Source organism: Pseudomonas sp. NPDC099000, from assembly GCF_044759925.1.
GTDB lineage: Bacteria > Pseudomonadota > Gammaproteobacteria > Pseudomonadales > Pseudomonadaceae > Aquipseudomonas.
In genome coordinates this window covers 167381-186120 of the sequence record NZ_JBIWAF010000003.1, presented here as the reverse complement: position 1 = coordinate 186120, position 18740 = coordinate 167381, and the positions used below count along the sequence as shown (strand labels likewise).

At 61.0% G+C, this 18740-nt stretch carries 16 protein-coding genes; 2 read left to right on the top strand and 14 right to left on the bottom strand.

What is annotated here, in order from left to right:
- Positions 1-3: 3 nt before the first annotated feature.
- The 11 genes from ACIQV9_RS05550 to ACIQV9_RS05500 form a co-directional block, all read right to left on the bottom strand.
- Positions 4-1611 (bottom strand): 5-guanidino-2-oxopentanoate decarboxylase, encoded by a 1608-nt coding sequence (locus ACIQV9_RS05550; RefSeq protein WP_403099034.1) that lies wholly within the window; start codon positions 1609-1611, stop codon positions 4-6.
- A 10-nt stretch (positions 1612-1621) separates the two neighbouring features.
- Positions 1622-3721 carry an acetate--CoA ligase family protein gene (locus ACIQV9_RS05545; RefSeq protein ID WP_403099031.1) on the bottom strand — a complete coding sequence of 700 codons (2100 nt, stop codon included), beginning with the start codon at positions 3719-3721 and terminating at the stop codon, positions 1622-1624.
- 18 nt (positions 3722-3739) lie between these two features.
- Positions 3740-4900, bottom strand: a complete 1161-nt coding sequence (locus ACIQV9_RS05540) for an acyl-CoA dehydrogenase family protein (RefSeq protein WP_403099029.1) — start codon at positions 4898-4900, stop codon at positions 3740-3742.
- 53 nt (positions 4901-4953) lie between these two features.
- Positions 4954-5745, bottom strand: coding sequence for an enoyl-CoA hydratase/isomerase family protein (locus ACIQV9_RS05535; protein WP_403099027.1), 792 nt, complete (start codon positions 5743-5745; stop codon positions 4954-4956).
- Positions 5746-6106: 361 nt separating this feature from the next.
- Positions 6107-7519 carry an amino acid permease gene (locus tag ACIQV9_RS05530; RefSeq protein ID WP_403099024.1) on the bottom strand — a complete coding sequence of 471 codons (1413 nt, stop codon included), beginning with the start codon at positions 7517-7519 and terminating at the stop codon, positions 6107-6109.
- Positions 7520-7705: 186 nt separating this feature from the next.
- The gene (locus tag ACIQV9_RS05525) at positions 7706-9970 is read right to left on the bottom strand and encodes an ATP-binding protein (protein WP_403099022.1); all 2265 of its coding nucleotides are present in this window, start codon (positions 9968-9970) and stop codon (positions 7706-7708) included.
- Positions 9967-10740: a substrate-binding periplasmic protein gene (locus ACIQV9_RS05520; RefSeq protein ID WP_403099019.1), complete on the bottom strand. Its 774-nt coding sequence runs from the start codon at positions 10738-10740 to the stop codon at positions 9967-9969. Before ACIQV9_RS05520 ends, ACIQV9_RS05525 begins: the two co-directional genes overlap by 4 nt.
- A 5-nt stretch (positions 10741-10745) precedes the next feature.
- Complete coding sequence (locus ACIQV9_RS05515; protein ID WP_403099017.1) at positions 10746-11462, bottom strand: response regulator; 717 nt, start codon at positions 11460-11462, stop codon at positions 10746-10748.
- A gap of 92 nt (positions 11463-11554) precedes the next feature.
- Positions 11555-12202, bottom strand: coding sequence for a TetR family transcriptional regulator C-terminal domain-containing protein (locus ACIQV9_RS05510; RefSeq protein ID WP_403099014.1), 648 nt, complete (start codon positions 12200-12202; stop codon positions 11555-11557).
- Between the two features lie 320 nt (positions 12203-12522).
- Positions 12523-13302, bottom strand: a complete 780-nt coding sequence (locus ACIQV9_RS05505) for a class II aldolase/adducin family protein (RefSeq protein ID WP_403099011.1) — start codon at positions 13300-13302, stop codon at positions 12523-12525.
- A gap of 76 nt (positions 13303-13378) precedes the next feature.
- On the bottom strand, positions 13379-14428 hold the full coding sequence (locus tag ACIQV9_RS05500; RefSeq protein ID WP_403099007.1) for an ABC transporter substrate-binding protein: 1050 nt from the start codon (positions 14426-14428) through the stop codon (positions 13379-13381).
- Between the two features lie 216 nt (positions 14429-14644).
- Here ACIQV9_RS05500 and ACIQV9_RS05495 point away from each other — a divergent pair, with 216 nt between their 5' ends.
- On the top strand, positions 14645-16606 hold the full coding sequence (locus tag ACIQV9_RS05495; RefSeq protein ID WP_403099003.1) for an FAD-dependent oxidoreductase: 1962 nt from the start codon (positions 14645-14647) through the stop codon (positions 16604-16606).
- A gap of 67 nt (positions 16607-16673) precedes the next feature.
- Positions 16674-17273, top strand: a complete 600-nt coding sequence (locus ACIQV9_RS05490) for a cupin domain-containing protein (RefSeq protein WP_403099570.1) — start codon at positions 16674-16676, stop codon at positions 17271-17273.
- A 90-nt stretch (positions 17274-17363) separates the two neighbouring features.
- On the opposite strand, the gene ACIQV9_RS05485 is transcribed toward ACIQV9_RS05490, so the two are convergent.
- The 3 genes from ACIQV9_RS05485 to ACIQV9_RS05475 all read right to left on the bottom strand — a co-directional run bounded on the left by ACIQV9_RS05485 (position 17364) and on the right by ACIQV9_RS05475 (position 18605).
- The gene (locus ACIQV9_RS05485; RefSeq protein WP_403099000.1) at positions 17364-17675 is read right to left on the bottom strand and encodes a hypothetical protein; all 312 of its coding nucleotides are present in this window, start codon (positions 17673-17675) and stop codon (positions 17364-17366) included.
- A complete protein-coding gene (locus ACIQV9_RS05480; RefSeq protein WP_403098997.1) occupies positions 17668-18033 on the bottom strand; it encodes a hypothetical protein in 366 nt (121 codons plus the stop codon). The genes ACIQV9_RS05485 and ACIQV9_RS05480 overlap by 8 nt, the downstream gene beginning before the upstream one ends.
- 248 nt (positions 18034-18281) lie before the next feature.
- Complete coding sequence (locus ACIQV9_RS05475; RefSeq protein WP_403098994.1) at positions 18282-18605, bottom strand: hypothetical protein; 324 nt, start codon at positions 18603-18605, stop codon at positions 18282-18284.
- Positions 18606-18740: the final 135 nt, after the last annotated feature.

Sequence of the window (18740 nt, the reverse complement as noted above, 5' to 3'; positions counted from 1 at the left end):
GAGTCAGAGCGCGCACGCATGCTTGAGTTCGATCAAGGTCACGCCGTTGCGCTTGAAGCCGTGGCGCAAGTCGGTTTGCAGCTCGGCCAGGCTTTGCGGCTCGGTCACCGTGCAACCGAACGCGCGGCCAAGGGCGGCAAAGTCCGGGTTGCGCGGCAGCACGCCAATCGGCTCGATATCCAGCCCGAGCATGTCGTCGCGGATCTGCCCCAGCGCGTCGTTGTTCCAGAGCAACACCACCAGCGGGCTGTCCAGCTCTTCGACGGCGGTGGCCAGTTCTTGTGCGGTGTAGAGAAAACCACCGTCGCCGACCAGCACCAGCCCAGGCCGCTGCGGTGCGCCGAACTTGGCGCCGATGCCCGCCGGCAAGCCATAACCCAGCGTGCCGTAGCCGGTCGGATGCAACCAGCTGCGTGGCGCCAGGCTGTTGAAGGCGTAGTTGCCGGTGTAGGCCAGTTGGGTCATGTCGGTGCTGATGAAGGCATCGTCCGGCAGCTCGGCGGCGATACGTTCGAGAATCGCCTGGTGGATCGACTGCAACGGGCCGTGGCTGCTTTGCACCGCTTCACGCAGTTTGGCCACGGATGCGGTCGCGGCGCTGGCGTCACGTTTGCCGGTTGGCAGGCGTTCGAGCAATGCAGCGAGGGTGTGTTGCGCATCGCCTTGCAGCGCCACCGCACACGGGTAGAAATCGTTGAACTTGCGCGGGTCGATGTCGACGCGCAGCAGTTCGGCACTCAGTGGCAGACGCTCGCGCCAGAAATCGGTGTCGGCCATTTCGGTGCCGACGGCCAGCACCACGTCAGCCTCGGCGATGAGTTGCCAGCCCGGCTCCACGCACAGGGTCGAGCCGGCATTGAGCGGCGCATCCGGCGGCAACAGGCCTTTGCCGGCCACGCTGGTGAACAGCGGCGCAGCGAGTCGGGTGCTGAATTCCTGTACTTGCTGCTGCGCATTCAAGGCGCCTCCGCCGGCGATGATCATCGGCCGTTTGGCGCTTTGCAGCTTGGCCACGGCCTGATCCAGTGCCGTGGCGGCCGGTACGCCACGGCTTGGACGACGCACCACTTCATTGCTCCAGTCGCGGCTGACTTTTGCTGACAACACGTCGAGCGGCACCGAGATGTGCACCGGGCGCGGACGTTCACTGTCGAACACCGCGTAAGCACGGGCGATCAACTCGGGCAGGTCCTCGGCGCTGAGCGCCACCGCCGAGAACGCGGTGATCGGCGCGGTGATTGCGCGCTGGTCCTGGGTTTCGTGCAGACAACCCCAGCCTTTACCGAGGCTGGCGGTGTGGTTGACGCTGGAAATCACCAGCATCGGAATCGAGTCGGCATAGGCCTGGCCGATGCCGGTCGCGGCGTTGGTCACGCCCGGCCCGGTGATGATGAAGCACACGCCCGGTTTGCCGCTGACCCGTGCGTAGCCGTCGGCCATGAAACTGGCGCCCTGCTCGTGCCGCGTCAGCACATGGCGAATGCCGCTGCCGGGCAGGCCGCGATACAACTCCAGCGTGTGTACGCCGGGGATACCGAACACGGTGTCGACACCGTAGTTGGCCAACAGGCGTACCAGGGCCTGGCCGCCGGTCAATGTTGTGCTTTGCATGTTCACTTCCTCACTCGTGGCCGAGGCGAATCAACGCATCGACCGCAGTCGTGCCATCGGCACCGACCAACAATGGGTTCACATCGAGTTCCAGCAACAGCCCGGCGTTCTCGCAGGCGTAATCGGCCACCGCACGAATCGCCGCCACCAGCGCGTCCAGATCCGCCGCTTCGCGACCGCGAAAACCTTGGAGCAACGCGGCGCTGCGCAGGCTCGACAAAGCCTGGCGAATGGCGCCGTCGGTGGTCGGCAACAGCAGGCTGCGACTGTCCTTGAGCAACTCCACCAGAACCCCGCCAGCGCCGATGACCAAGGCCAGGCCGAAGTCGTTTTCGCGTTTGATGCCGACGATCAATTCGGCCAACGGCGGTTTGGCCATCGGTTCCAGCAGCACCTGATCGAACGGCACCTGCGGCGCGTAATCGGCAATGCTGGTGCGCATTTTTTCCAGGGCGGCGCCCAGGGCGGCGGCGTCCTTGAGGTTCAACACCACGGCGCCGGCTTCGGTTTTGTGCGGCAGTTGGGCACTGACCGCTTTCAATACCAGTGGATAACCCAGCGCGTTGGCGTCGCTCAACGCCTCGTCCGGGGTGCTCAATACACCGTTGGGCGTCTGCAGGCCAAAGGCGCGCAACGCTTTTTTCGAATCCCATTCATTGAGCAAACGACCTTCGCCTTCCAGCGCCTGCGGGCAGTGCGGCACCAGCGCCGATTCACCGAGCGCCAGCAACACCTGACGGTTGCGCTGATAGCCAGCAATTCGACCCCACGCGGCCAGCCCGTCTTCGACGCCTTGCAACGCCGCCACGCCTTGGGCATGCAGACGTTCGCGAGCGTGGGCCGGCAGCAATTCCGGGAATGCCGAAGTGACAAAACCGGTCTTGCCGTGGCGGACCAATGCCGCGCAATACAGCTCCAGCAGCAGGTCGCATTCCTTGCGCTCGCCGGTGAATTCCGACGGGTAATCGAGCACCAGCATCGCCGCATCGGCTTCGGTGCGCAGGGCGCTGTCGAGCATGCGGTTCAAGGCTTCGCCGTCGCCCCAGATCGCCGTGGTGAAATCCAGCGGATTGACCAGGTTGGCGTAGGTTGGCAGCACTTGCGCCAATTCTCCGATCTGGCCTTCATCGAGTTTCGGCAAGCTTAGGTCGTTGCGTTCGGCGTAGTCGGCAATCAGCCCGGCGTCGCCCCCCGAACAGGCCAGTGCGATCAGGCTGTTGCCCGCCGGCAACTTGCCGCACGCCGCCGCTTTCAGGGTTTCGACAAAACTCACCGGGCCACTGACACGGATCACGCCGAGGCGCGCAAACAGACTGTCGTAGAGCGCATCGGAGCCGGACAGCGAGCTGGTGTGACTCAGCGCCAGCTCGGCACCGATCTGCGACACGCCGGTTTTCAGGGCGATGATCGGAATGCCCTTCTCCAGTGCCTTGTGTGCGGCGCGGGCGAAACCCGGGACGTTTTTCAGGCCTTCGAGATGCAAGCCGATGGCGGTGACGCGCGGCTCATCGAGCAACACGTCCATTAATTCGGCGACGCCCAGTTGCGCCTGATTGCCGACCGAGGCCATGTAGGCGATGGGCAGCGAGCGGTCGCTCATGGACACGTTGTAGGCGAAGTTGCCGCTTTGGGTCAGGACGGCGACGCCCTTCTCCACCCGTTTGCCGCCATGGGCCACCGGCCACAGTGCGGAGCTGTGCAGGTAGTCGAGCAGGCCGTAGCAGTTGGGGCCGAGCAAGGCCATGTTGCCGGCGGCTTTGAGCAATTGTTGCTGCAAGGCCTGGCCCTCGGCGCCGGTTTCGGCGAACCCGGAGGCGTAGCAGATTGCCCCGCCCGCGCCCTTGGCGGCCAGTTCGGCAACGCAGGTCAGGGTCAGCTCGCGGTTGGTCGCGATGAACACCGCGTCCGGGCCGCACGGCAGTTCAGCGATGCTGCGCACACACGGTACGCCTTCAAGGCTGTCGTGCTGCGGATTGACCAGCCACATCTCGCCAAGGTAACCGCCGTCGGCGCAGCGCTTGAGCGCGCGGGCCATGCTGCGGCCGCCGACAAACGCCACGTGGCGCGGCGCGAGCATGCGTTTGAGGTTGTCACGAATCGTTTGCGACATAGCAATTCTCCCGGCCGATCAGCGCAACAGTGGCCGCAGCAATTCGCGGGAAATGATGTGGCGCTGGATCTCCGAGGTGCCCTCCCAGACACGCTCGATCCGCGCGTTACGCCAGATGCGTTCCACCGGGCATTCGTCCATCAGGCCCATGCCGCCAAAGATCTGCACCGCCTCATCGGCGACCTTGCCGAGCACTTCACTGGCGAACAACTTGGCCATGCCGGCCTCGCCGTCGGTCATGCTGCCCTGGTCCATTTTCCAGGCGGTGTGCAAGGTCAGCAGTTCGGCGGCGCGAATCTGCGTGACCATGTCGGCGAGCTTGAACGAGATGCCCTGGTAGGTGCCGATCGGCTGGCCGAATTGCTTGCGGTCCGCAGCCCATTGCAGCGACACATCGAGCGCGCGTTGCGCCTGGCCGACGCAGTTGGCGGCGACCATCACCCGCCCGGCGGTGAGCCAGGCGTTGGCCACGTCCCAGCCCTTGCCGACTTCGCCCAGCACTTTACTGGCGGGGACGCGGCAGTCGTCGAAGAACATTTCAAAGGTGTGGTAACCGCGGTTGCTCACGCACTTGGGACCACGGCGAATGGTCATGCCCGGCGTGTCGCGATCGACCAGAAACGAGGTCACGGCGTTGCGCTGTTTGCCGTTGTGTTCGTAGGTGTCGGTGACGGCGAAAACGATAGCGAAATCGGCGTGGCCGGCGTGGCTGATAAAGTGCTTGCTGCCATTGAGAATGAAGTCATCGCCGTCGCGCACGGCACGGGTCTTGATCGCGTTGGCGTCGGAACCGGCGCCCGGTTCGGTCAGGGCGAAGCAATCGATCTTCTCGCCCTGGATGCACGGCAGCAGGTAGTCGTTGATCTGGTCACCGGTGCAGGCCATGAGGATTTTCGACGGCCGCGCGACGAACACATGCAGCGCCCATGACACCTTGGACAGTTCACGCTCGATCAGCGCCTGGGACAGGTAATCGAGGCCACCACCGCCGACTTCTTCCGGCATGTTGAAGGCATAGAAACCCGCCGCAATCGCCTTGCCGCGAATCTGTGCCGCCAATTCGGGGGAGACTTCGTCGGCGCGGTCGACCGCTTCCTCATGAGGCAGCAGTTCCTTGGCGACAAAGCTGCGTACCGCGTCCACCAACATGTCTTGTTCTTGGGTCAGTTGGAAATTCATGGGGCTACCTGTTGTTCATGTGCTGAGTAGGTGTACGGGGCAAGCCGGCGGGCCTATTGGCCGCTGAAGTGTGCCGGGCGTTTTTCGATGGCGGCGCGCAGGGCCTCGGCGCCGTCTTTGCTGCGACCGCAGAGCAGGCCGGCGGCGAGCTCGGCTTGCAGTTGCTCCGGCAGGCTGCGCTGGGCCCCTTCGCGCATGAGTTTTTTGGTCTGGGCGAAAGCGAACGTCGGGCCGTTGGCCAGGCGCGTGGCCAATTCAGTGGTCACGTTGTGCAGTTGATCATCGGCGCAGACTTCGCCGACGAGACCGGCGGCCAAGGCACGATCGGCGCCCCACAACTCGTCGAGGAACAGCAGGCGCTTGGCTTGCTCGGTGCCGATCAGGCGCGGCAGATGCCAGCTGGCACCGGCATCCGGCGAGTAGGCCATGCTGGTGTAGCCGGCCTTGAAGCGTGCCGATTGCGCGGCGATGCGCAGGTCGCAGCACAGCGTAAGGTCCATCCCGGCGCCGACGGCGGTGCCATTGATGGCGGCGATGGTTGGTTTTTCGAGGCTATACAAGCGGCTCATCAGGGCGTGGGCGGTTTCGGTCCAGCCGTAACTTTCGAGGGAGCCACGGGCTTCGGCTTCGGCCCACTCGGCGAGATCCGCGCCGGAACAGAAACTGCGGCCGCTGCCGGTCAGCACCACGACCCGAACGGCGGGATCGGCGTTGAACTCATCGAGCACGGCGTGCAGGTTTTTCAGGGTTGGAATGTCCAGCGCATTGCGCTGATCGGGGCGATCGAGCGTGATCCAGGCCACGCCGGCTTTTACCTGGCAAAGCAGAGAAATGGGAGTAGTCATGCGAATCCTCGAATTATTGTGTTTGGCATGAGGTGATGCGACTTGAGGCCATACTAAACGAGTGTTCAGCAAGACGGCAATTGGCGAAGGAATGGGCTGTAACAGCTGCGCTTACTTATTAAGTAGTTGATTTTGTTGGTTTAAGTTCTGACATCCAGCCAAACGACCACTGCGCTGTTACAACTTTGAACAACTGCCTACAGCCCGCCGCAAAACAACTGTGGGAGCGAGCCGGCTCCGGGCGGCGTTCCGACGATGAGAGCTTCACATTCAACATCTCTGCTGACTGATCGACCGCTATCGTCGGAACGCCGCCCGGAGCCGGCTCGCTCCCACAAGGGATGCGCTTTGAATCAAAGATTTAAACGGTCGGTAGGCTCGGCGCCAACACTGCTTCACGCTTGCGATGGATCAGAAAGTACGCGCCATAGCACAGCGCAATAAATCCAAAGCCCCAATACAGCGAAGGACGCTGCGTCTCATCCAGTGCCAGGAACACGAACAGCGAACAGCACAACGCAATGCACGTCAGCGGTAGCAGCGGGAACCACGGCGCGCGGTATTTCAAATCGCTGAGCTTGCCGCCATCACGCAAGTACGCCTTGCGGAATTTGTACTGCGCCAGCGCAATCACAATCCAGGTCACCGTGCCCGACATGCCGCTCACCGCCATCAGCACCATGAACAGCGTGTCCGCCGCGACGAAGCTGGTCATCAACGACACCAGCGCAAAGCACAAGGTGATGCTCAACGCCCGCAACGGCACGCCGCGTTTGCTCAACGGCGACAGACTTTTCGGCGCCATGCCGGTCTTCGACATCGCCCACAGGATGCGCGTCGAGGCATACAGGCCAGAGTTGCCCACCGACAGAATCGCGGTGAGGATCACGAAGTTCATCAGGTCGGCAGCGTAAGGAATGCCGACCATGTCGAACACCTGCACGAACGGACTTTCCATCAATCCGGCCTGCTGCCACGGCACGATCGCCGACAGCACCACGATCGCCAGCACGTAGAAAATCAACACGCGAAACACCACGTTGCGCACGGCGCGCGGGATGCTTTTTTCCGGCTGGTCGGTTTCGCCGGCGGCCACGCCCATGATCTCGCAGCCCTGGAAGGCGTAGACCACAGTCATCATCACCGCGAACACCGCCGACAAGCCGTTGGGGAACAGCGAGTCGCCGATCAGGTTGGTCATCATCGGTGCCGGTGCGCCGCTGGACAGCGGGATGGCGCCGAAAATCACCAGCACGCCGACCACGATAAAACCGAGAATCGCCGCGACCTTGATTCCGGAGAACCAGTATTCCGCTTCACCAAAAGCGCGTGTAGCCAACGCATTCAGGCCGAACAGCACCACCACGAACAGCGCCGACCAATACCAGATCGGAATGGTTGGAAACCAGCGCTCCATCAGCATGCCTGCCGCCGTGAACTCCAGGCCCACAGTCGTCGCCCAACTCATCCAGTACACCCAGCCGATCATGAACCCGGTGGCCGGCCCGATGTATTTAGTTGCATGGGTTTGAAAAGAGCCGGAAACCGGCATGTGCACGGACAGTTCGCCCAGGCACACCATCACCAGGTACATCAGGAAACCAGCAACCAGATAAGCCAGAATCGCCCCCACCGGCCCGCCCTGGTTGATCGTCACCCCGGAACCCATGAACAGCCCGGTGCCGATCACGCCGCCCAGGGACAACATGAAAATGTGCCGGCTCTTTAAAGCGCGGGTCAGATGGATGCCTTTACGTTCGGTAGATTCGCTCATGTCCGCACCCCATCAGCGAGGTGCGCGTGGCGCGAGGAGGGATCAGCTTTACGGCCGTTCATTATTATTATCTCCAATAAGCTTCGAAGACCGCGCTGTGGCGGTTGCCTCGATTATTGGAAGGCCATGTAAGCTCCCGTTGACCGTAAAGATCGAAGTTGTAAAAAGTCGTAACGAACTTGTACGTCAGCTGTGCAGCAGCTCGGCCAGCGTCTGTTGCGAACGCTGCAAGTGCGCATGAACCTGCGGCGCCAATGCCCGCAACCTTGATTCGTCGTTGACCAGGGCGGCCTCTTCCAGTGCACGCAGCACAGTGGCCAATGCCCGAAAGCCCAATGAGTCGCTGCTGCCGGCCAGGCGATGCGCCAGATGAGCGACTTCGGTGCAATCGTCGGCCTCGATCGCTTCCGTGAGCGCCTCGCGATGCTGGCTGATCGAATCGCGCAACACCGCCAGCAATCCCTGCAGTTTCTGTTCACCGAGCAAGGTGCGATGAGTGTCCAGCAGCGGCCAATCCATCGCCTCGTCATCAGGCTGCGGCGCGGGGGCGGGTGAATACCCGGCCAGCGCCTGACGCAGGCTCTTGAGCTTCAGCGGTTTGGCGAGAATGCCGTCCATCCCGGCATCCAGATAACCGCGCACCAGCGCCGGCTGCACGCTGGCGGTCAGGGCGAAGATTCGGCAATGGCGGTTCGGGCCTTCGGTGCAGCGGATCTGCGTGCACAACTCGACACCGCTGATGCCCGGCAGGTGCACATCGAGCAGGATCAAATCGAATGTCTGCGCAGCGCATTGCAGCAAGGCCTGTTCACCGTCTTCGGCTAGCCAGACCTGATGCCCGTCACGTTGCAGCAAGCCGCTGACCACGTCACGGTTCAGCGCCACGTCCTCGACCACCAGAATCTTCAGCGACTGGCCGGGCTCGTGGCGCGTTGGCAGTTCGGTAATCCCGGTAGACGCCGGCTGCAACGTCAGTTCAAACCAGAAACAACTGCCCCGCCCCACTTCACTTTCAACGCCGATCCGCCCACCCAACTGCTGCACCAGGTGTTTGCAAATGGCTAATCCGAGCCCGGTGCCGCCGAAGCGTTGCGAGACCTCTTCACTGGCCTGGGTGAAGCGCTCGAAAATCTTCTCCTGCATCGCTGGAGCAATGCCGATGCCGTTGTCCGTCACACTCACGCGCAGCCGTTGCCCGGTCTGTTCGGGGACTTGAGCCAGTAGCGCAACGTCCACTTTGACCTGACCGCCTTCGGTGAACTTGATCGCGTTGGCCAACAAGTTGCTCAATACCTGACGCAAGAATTGTTCGGCGCCGTGGTGCCGATCAGCGACTTGCGAATCCATCCGGCAGTGCAGCGTCGTGTCGTTGCTCAACGCCCGCGGTTCCAGTAGCGTCAGCACCTCATCCAACAACTGTCGGAGCGAAAAATCCACCGCTTCCGGGTGGCTGACACCTTCCTCCAGCCGAGCGAAATACAGCACTTCATTGAGAATCGACAACAACCCTTCGCCCGCCTTGTACAACGCATCCAGACGCTTGCCATCGCGCTCATCCAGACGCGCGCCGCGCAGCAGTTCCGCCATGCCGAGGATGCCGTTGAGTGGGGTGCGCAGTTCGTGGCTCATGGTCGCCAGAAAGCGAGACTTGGCGAGGTTGGCAGCCTCGGCTTCGTCCTTGGCCCGCATCAGGCTGGCGGTGCGGCGCTTGACCATTCGGAACAGTTCATCGCGATTGTCTTGCAGCGCCAGCCGATCGGTTTCCCGGCGGTCAATGTCACTGAGAATCGCCCGGCGCATGTCGTCCAGCGCATAGGCTACGGTGTCGATCTCATCCGGGTGGACGCTGCGTCGCTTGTCCAGATGCATCGGCTCGTACCAGTCACCGGCGGCGATGCGCCGCGCAAACTCGGCCATGACTTGCAGGTGCCGGGTCACCAAGCGGTAAAACAACCACGATAGCGCGACCGCCAGCCCGCACAGAAACACGCTCATCCACAGCAAACTGGTCAAACCGGTGGCATACAAACGCTGATGCACAGCGCCCAGATCGGTGCTGACTTCCAACTGCCCCAGATGCCGCAACGGCCCGGACGGCGGCTGATAGTCCAGTTGAAAACGCTCGATGCGCAGCGGCCCGACCGGGTCCGCGCTGCCATGCAGCAGATCGAAATCAGGGCTGGTCAGATGCACCCGCGCCACATCGGAGAAATCCACCAGGCCACGCAACTGCACATTCAATTGTTCCTGGTTCAAGTCCCAGAGACTGCGCTCCAGACTGGCCAGATACCCAGCGCGAATCAGTTCCATACGTGAGTCGATGTCACGCATTTCGCGGCGGTATTCGAAGTACAACTGCACGGTGCTCGCCAGCACGGTGAAGCACAGGCTGAACAACAGAATGAACAGCAGCAGACGCCGCAACAGTCCACCGGGCCGAGCGCGGATCATTTCGAATTCGCCGGCAGGTTGATCATGTCGCGGTAGGTGACTTCGCTTTCGTTGAGCAAACGGTCGACCTCCCCTGCATCGACCATGCGCTTGAGTTGCGCATCGATGTCCGGCATGCGGCTGGCCAGCGGGGAACGGCGTGACACTGCAATCCGCAGGTAGTCGACGCTCAAGGACGTGGGCAAGGCGACGATGTCTTGCGCCCCCGGCAGATTTTCGACGTACAGCTCTCCGGTGCGTCGCTCCGAGGTGATGAAGTCGATGCGCCCGCGGATCAGTTTGCCGAAGTTCTGGCGGCTGTCAGAGACCCACTCGATGTTCTGGTGTTGTGCGACCAGGCGGTCGAATTCCACGCCATAACTTTCACCAAACAACAGTCCGCCACGGTAATGGGCCAGGTCCTCCAGACGCTCGAATTTCACCAGACGCTGGCGATTGATGAACAACGCGACCTCTTCACGCAGCACCGGCACCGTGGAAAAAATCATGCTCTGCTCGCGTTGCGCGGTGTTGTAGGCCAACACCACATCGACCCGGCCTTCGGCGGCGTCGAGCAGGCAGCGTTTCCAGTTGCCGAGCACGACGATTTCCACTTCGTAGCCGAGTTTTTCGAAGAGGTTGTTCACCACGCTCGGAGCCAGGCCGCGCACCTGTTTGCCGTCGCTCCAGGAGATCGGCGGGTACACCGGATAGTCGCAATAGCGAATCTTGTCCGCCGCCATCGCGCTGTTGGCGACCAGCGCCAACAGCAGCGCAAACACCCGCCACATAAAGCTCAGGCCGCCACGCTGGCGGTGAACAGGTAACCGGCGCCGTGGATGGTGATGATCAGTTGCGGCTCGGCCGGGTCGTCGTGCAACTTGCGCCGCAAGCGTCCGACCAGCACGTCAATGGAGCGATCATTGGGCACCCACTCGCGGTTGCGGATCTGGTCCATCAGCTGATCGCGGCTCAAGGTGTGGCCGCTGTTGCGCAGGAACACGCTGAGCAACTGGTATTCGCCGTGGGTCAGCAGGGTTTCGCTGCCGGTGGGGTCGATCAGCCGCCGGCGATCGGTGTCCAGCGCCCAGTCGGCGAATTGCTTGACCGGTTTTGCGATGGCCGCCACCGACTGGGGCACCTGCGCGTGACGGACCCGGCGTATCAGGTTTTTCGCCCGGGATACCAGCTCGCGTGGGTTGAGCGGTTTGATTACGTAGTCATCGGCGCCGCATTCGAGGCCAACGATGCGGTCGATCTCATCGTTGCGCCCGGTGATCAGAATGATCCCGACTTCCGAACGGACCCGCAGCTCCCGCGTCAGGGTCAGGCCGTCCTTGCCCGGCAGGCGGATATCGAGCATCACCAGATCAACCGTCTGGCTCGCCAGAAAGGTTTCGGCCAGCTCCGCCGTGGCCGCGCAATGCACTTCATAACCTTCCTGGGACAGGTAGGCGTGCAGCAGTTCGCGAATCAGCGGATCGTCATCGACGATCAGTACCCGAGGAGTCATCGCTAGGTGTCCCGCGTATGCCCGAAGGCGTGTTTCTTATTAGAGTGTTTTGTTGCCTTGGCGCCAGAGAGTATCGACAGCTGAACGACCGATCAACAGCCCGTCGTCTGGACGCAAAACCGTTGGCGACCACCGGCCTGCAATCCATCGACCCAAGCTTCGCAAATCTGGATGCCTTGCTCCGGGGTGAAGGTGCCGGGGTTGAGGCCCGATTCCAGCCACAAACCGTCGAGTAGAGCACTGAGGCTGATAGCCGCCAGATCGGCGTCGAAGTTTTCCCAGCCCTCCTCATGCGCCAGTTCGGTCAGCACCTTGCGCAAAATGCCGCGATACTCGCCATAGGATTGTTCGTGCGCGAGGTTGATCGCCTCCGCAGTCTTGACCGCGCCCCAGAACGCCAGCCAGGCATCGAGCAGTTGCGGGTCCAGCAATTCAGCGGAAAACGAGCCGCGGAAGAACGCTGACAGACGCTCGCGAGCATTGGGCGCCGCCTGTTCCATGGCGGCGCGCAGCAACCCCATGACCCGTCCGGTCACTGCCAGGTAGGCCTCGGCGACCAGTTCATCCTTGCCGGAATAGTGATGGCTGATCAGACCGACCGAGACACCGGCCTCGGCGGAAATCTTGCGGATCGACGCGCCTTGGAAGCCGTGGCGCTTGAGGCAGACCAGCGTGGCTTCGATCAGGTTGGCCTTGCGCAACTCCGGCTCCATGCGGGAAAAACGGGCTTCCTGACTCATGGGCGACACTCTCCGTGGATCAATCGTTTAGGGCGCGGCAGGACACTCCGCGAGCTGAACGACTGTACAGCAAGAGCGTGGCAAGTCTCCAGTCAGTTGCATGCCACGCTTCCACTCACCGACACAAAACCTGTGGGAGCGTGGCTTGCCCGCGATGGGGTCATCACATCCAACATTGATGTCATCTGACAGTCCGCCATCGCGAGCAGGCTCACTCCCACAATTAATCTGAGTTGCACCCGGCTATTCGTGCCCAACACATAACCCTGTGGGAGTGAGCCTGATCGCGATGGCGTCAGCCCATCCATTCAAAACCCAGGTCAGTCCCGATAACCCGGCGCCACCCGCTCAAGCAGTCGTAACAACGCCGACCAGGCCAACTGCATGGCATCCGGGTCGCTCAACTCGCCTTCGTCCAGCGGACGGCCAGGATCGTTGAACTGACGCTCGGTGTGTTCGCACACTTCGCTCGGCGGCAAAACCAGTTCACCCGCAGCCTGCGCGGCGAGCTGGATTTCGCAGGCTTTTTCCAGGTAATACATGCGCAAGAAGGCCTGGCTCACGGTTTCGCCAACGGTCAACAAACCGTGGTTACGCAACATCAACACCGGCTTGTCGCCAAGGTCCTGCACCAGACGCTGCTGCTCGCTCATGTCCAACGCCACGCCCTCATAGTCGTGATAGGCAACCCGACCATAGAACTCCATGGAAATCTGATTCACCGGCAACAACCCGCATTTCAACGCCGCGACCGCGCAACCGGATCGGGTGTGGGTGTGCAGCACGCATTGCGCATCTTCACGTGCACCGTGGATGGCGCTGTGGATCACAAACCCCGCTGGATTCACCGGGTACGGCGACGGCTCCACAGCCCGGCCATCGAGGCCGATTTTCACCAGATTGGACGCAGTGATTTCATCGAACATCAGCCCGTACGGATTGATCAGGAAGTGATGTTCAGGCCCCGGCAGGCGCACCGAGATGTGGGTAAAAATCAGATCGGTCATGCGAAAGTGCGCGATCAATCGGTAACAGGCGGCCAGCTCTTCGCGCAGACGCTGTTCCGTCGCGCTGCGCAGGTGGTTGGCGATCTCGTTCATTGTTGTGATTCTCCAGGCTGATCGACTGCGCAAAACAGTAAGGCCGGACGCGGTGAAACGTCCAGCCGATTACGGACTACTTGCTGGCCCAGGCATTAAAACGCTCTTCGAGTTCTTCGCCGTGATCGACCCAGAACGCCACGTCCATCGACAGCGCGCCCTTCAGGTTCTGCGGCGCGGTGGGCACCCATTGCGCGAGTTTGCCATCCAGTCTGGCCGCTGCTTCAGTGTTGGTCGGCCCATAAGGGATTTGCTCGACATACTTGACCTGGGCGTCAGGCTGATTGGCGAACGCGATAAAACGCTTGGCCTGATCGACATGTTTCGAGCCCTTGATGATCGCCCAGTAATCCATGCCATACAGACTGCCCGTCCAGACCAGCCCGAGATGACTGCCGTTTTGTGCAGCGGCAGCCACACGCCCGCTATACGTCGAGGTCATCACTACATCCCCGGCCGTCAGCCATTGCGCCGGTTGCGCGCCGGCCTCCCACCACTGGATGTAAGGTTTGAGTTCGGTAAGTTTGGCGAAGGCGCGGTCGACACCCTTTGGCGTGTTCAACACTGAATAAACGTCCTCGACCTTCACCCCGTCGGCCAGCAAGGCGAACTCCAGGTTGTACACCGCGCGTTTGCGCAGCCCGCGTTTGCCGGGGATTTTCTGCACATCCCAGAAGTCGGCCCATGAGGTCGGAGCCTGCGCCAGCTTCTGCGTGTCGTAGGCAATCGCCACGCTCCACACCAGCGCTGCCGAACCGCACGGCTGTGCCGCATCGGGAATCAATTGCTCGACGCGACCCAGGGTTTTCCAATCGAGTTTTTCATACATGCCTTCATCACAACCGCGCATCAGGTCCGGGCCTTCAATCTGCACCACGTCCCAATCGGCGTTGCCGGTGTCGACCATCACTTTGATCCGGGCCATCTCACCGTTGTATTCACTCTGGATCAGCTTGCTCTTATCCACGACGCTGAACGGCTGGAAAAACGCCACATCCTGGGCTTTCTGGCCGGCGCCGCCGTAACCCACCACCACCATGTCCGGTGCTGCCTGAGCGCTGCCAAGGCCCATGGCCAGGGACAGCAACAAGGGATAAAAACCGTGCTTGAGCGTATTCGATTTCATCAGTGGTTCCTCTTGCAGGTGCCACGCGAATAACGCCCACGTGACCCTTTTTTATTGTTGTGAGGTTCGGCCCAGGTCCGGGCGCAAAATGAATCTACTGCGAGCCATAGTAAAAAAACAAGTTGATTTTTTACTAAAGGTAAATTTCTATAGACAAATAATAACAACGCCGAAAACCCGGCCTTTCGGCTTCAGCCTGCCTGGAGTACCCGTCCCATGCCGACCTCGTCCCCTGCTTTTGCGCACCTGTTCGAACCGTTGCAACTGCGTGGCAAACGCCTGAAAAACCGCATCATGTCCAGCGGTCACGACACCTCGATGCCCACCGACAACCTGGTCAACGAGCAACTGATCGCCTATCACACCGCACGGGCCGAAGGCGGTGTCGGGCTGATCGTGCTGCAAGTGGCCGGTGTGCATGACAGCGCTCGATACACCTCGCATGTGCTGATGGCCACCGACGACGCTTGTATCGAGGGCTATCGAACGATCGCTGAGCGTTGCCATGCTCACGGCACCGTGGTGCTGTCGCAGATTTTCCATCCGGGTCGGGAAATCATGGAGTCCAGCGATGGCTTGCTGGCCGTCGCCTACTCGCCGTCGGCGGTGCCCAACGAGCGTTTCCGGGTGATGCCGCGTGCGCTGGATCAAGCGATGATCGACGAGATCGTCGCCGGTTACGGTGCCGCGGCCCGACGCCTGTGTCAGGCCGGAATCGACGGCGTGGAAGTGGTCGCCAGTCATGGTTACCTGCCGGCGCAATTCATCAATCCGCGGGTCAACCGTCGCACCGATGGCTACAACGGCGAGCTGGAACAGCGCCTGCGTTTCCTGCGTGAAGTGATCGCTGCGGTGCGCGCCAACACTGATGAACACTTCATCATCGGCCTGCGCATTTCCGCCGATGAACGCGATCCCGAAGGGCTGACCGAGGACGAATCCCTGGCCGCCGTGCAATCCCTGCAACCGCTTCTGGATTACGTGCACATCGTCGCCGGCACCTCGGCGTCGTTGGGTGGTGCGGTGCATATCGTGCCGCCGATGGCGATCGAAGCCGCTTATCTGGCCAAGGAAGCCGGAACCTTTAAGGCCGGGCTGTCGATTCCACTGTTCGTCACCGGGCGCATCAACCAGCCGCAAGAAGCCGAGCTGATTCTGGCCCGCGGCCAGGCCGATGTCTGCGGCATGACCCGCGCCCTGATCTGCGACCCGCAAATGCCCAACAAAACCGACACCGGCCACGTCGAAGACGTGCGCGCCTGCATCGCCTGCAACCAGGCCTGCATCGGCCACTTCCACAAAGGCCTGCCAATTTCCTGCATCCAGCACCCGGAAACCGGGCGTGAGTTGATCTTCGGCCAGCGGCAATCGGCGGCGCAACGCAAACGCATCATGATCGCTGGCGGCGGACCGGCCGGGATGAAAGCCGCTGCCGTCGCCGCCCAGCGCGGACATGACGTGACCCTCTACGAAGCCAGCTCGCAACTCGGCGGCCAGGTCTTGCTGGCACAACTGCTGCCTCGACGCGCGGAATTCGGTGGCGCCAGCACCAACCTGCAACGCGAAATGGAACTGGCCGGCGTGCGCGTCGTGCGCAACACCCGTGTCGACCGGGAGTTGGTCGAACGCGAACGTCCGGACATGGTCATCATCGCCACCGGCGCCGAACCGTATTGGCCAGCGTTCGAGCGCGGCGGTGAATTGCAGGTCGTAGACGCCTGGCAAGTGCTGCGCGAGGAGGTGAAAATCGGTCGCTCCGTGGTGGTCCTCGACTGGCGCGCCGACTGGATCGGCCCCGGCATCGCCGAACGCCTGGTACGCGCCGGGCACCAGGTGCAACTCGCCGTCAACGGCACCCATTGCGGGGAAAACCTGCCGCTGTATGTGCGCGATCAACTGGCCGGCGAACTGCACAAACTCGGCATCCCGATTACCCCCTACGCCCGCCTGTACGGCTGCGACGACAACACCGTTTACCTGCAACACACCGCCAGCGGCGAACCGATGCTCTTCGAAAACATCGACACTCTGGTGCTCTGCCAGGGCCATCAACCCGTCGATACCCTCGGCGCCGACCTGCAAGACCTGGTGGAATTTCGTCGCATCGGCGATTGCCTCGCCCCGCGTACCGCCGAAGAAGCCATTTACGAAGGTTTGAAAGTCGCCTGGGCGCTTTGAGGCTGTTTTATACTCCGGGGCTTTTACTCACCCCGGTTTGGAGCATGCCATGAGCAACAGCAGCAAGATGCCGCCTGCCAGCAGCGCGCCCACACAGGACAGCGCCACGGCAGAACCGCATTTTCTCGGCACACGGATTCGTGGGTTGCGTAAACGTCGGGGCATGACCCTGGCAGAACTGGCGCAGATGAGCGAGCTGACGGCGGGGTATATCAGCCAGCTGGAACGGAATCTGGCTTATCCGTCCATTCCTGCGTTGTTCAATATCGCCCGCAGTTTGGGGGTGACCATTCAGTGGTTCTTTGCCAGCGAGGGCAATACCGCGCCTGAAGATAACGGCGTTGTGGTGCGCAAGAACACTCGGATGAGCGTGCATTATGAGGATGGGATTGTGGATCAGCTGCTGACGCCGCAGCCGAATCGGCAGTTGGAGATGCTGCATTCACGGTTTCCGCCCGGGACCTACAGTCAGCAGAGTTATAGCCATGAAGGCGAAGAGGCCGGGTATTTGCTGTCCGGTAGTTTTGAGCTGTGGGTGGGGGAGCGGCATTTCCAGCTGAGTGAGGGGGATAGTTTCAGCTTTTCGAGCCAGGAGCCGCATCGGTATGGGAACCCTGGGGAGGTGGATGCGGTGGTGATCTGGGTAATTACGCCGCCTTCGTTTTGAAGATTCGGCCCGTCTCGGTGCTTGATAGATTCAGGTAGCTCGACCACTGCACAAAAAAACCGGCGTCTGGCCGGTTTTTTGTTCGTTCGTTTACAACCACCCGAACCCTTTTCCCATGACTGCCGCCAAACCCAGCGCGGCAGTAATCAAAGCGCCGAACAGTAAACGAAAATCCGTTCGAGCTTCATTCCGCTGATCACGAAAATCTGTGCGAAGGTCACCGAGGTCACGCCGGACGTATTCGATGTGCGTTTCAAGTTTGGATACACGCGGTTCCAATGGGTTTTCTCCTGGAGGACCTGGTGGTCTTCGTCCATTATCTTCCCCGCCACTCCTTTTGTTGCTCGGGAAGCGGTCGGGGTAATGCTCATCAAGGTTTACCAGCACAAAAGGCTCACTCATCGCAGACCTCCAGCGCACCGGCGTTGCTTGTGTCTTCGACGACGATATCTGCCAACACACTCAGCGAATGCAGGCGAATAAATCCGCAGTACGTGCAGTTCAGCATCACCGCTGGCGTGCCGGAGCGTAAATACTCTTTGCCACATGACCAAGGCAACCCTACGCCCGTCGCCCCGGCCTGGAGTGGCAACTCCCACTCATCATGCTCACAGAACGGGCACTCGGTATTCTTTATTCGCGCTTTGAAAATGTCGGCCAACCGCCCCGTATCCAGATGAAGATCCCTGGACATTGGCTTGCTTCGTGACACCCCGGTCTGATCATCACTCTGAAAACCTTCTTCACTGCTGCTGTACATCGCTACCTCCTCCTTGAGGGAATAAATCATCGATTAACCGATCAACCAGAAGATGGTGCGTAACGTCCAGCCACCTGCTCGACCGCGAAGTCATTACGGATGCCTTCGCTGAAAAACGAATATACCTTCGATCAATCTCGGACGTATCCGCGTGCGAAGTAGGACGATTCTCTTGTTTGTGTCAGCCTGGAATTATGGCTGTGGGATCTGTCCAGGCGCTTCTTATTCAAAGCTGGCCAGCGTCAGGGTCACAGGTTTCTTAGATGAGTGGGGTCTTCAGTTGGAAAGGTCAGTGGCCGCTCCGGCGTTGCCCCGGCATCGCTTTCAGATCCAGCCTGAGGCCTGGAAATGATCGGAGCCACCAGTCGCAACACACCCCTTTCAATCAATGAGAGAAGTCCAAAAGTAATAAAGCCAAAAATCAGCCCGACAACCAAAATGCTCAACGGGTGAATTTGCACGGCGTCGGAGCTTTCCAGCATGTAGAGAAAAGCCTGAACAGCGACGGCCACGCAGGCCGCAACAGCTGCTATCAGCTTGATAATCAACCAAAGCCGCCGCCATCTGTTCATGCTCTTCCCCGCGATCCGGTGATTTAGCTCTTTATTGCATGATAGCTAATGAGCGGGATGCGCCTTGTATTCCAGATCAATCGGCGTGGCTCTGATCGCTGGCCGAGACAAAAACCAAAACGCCAGAAACGAAAA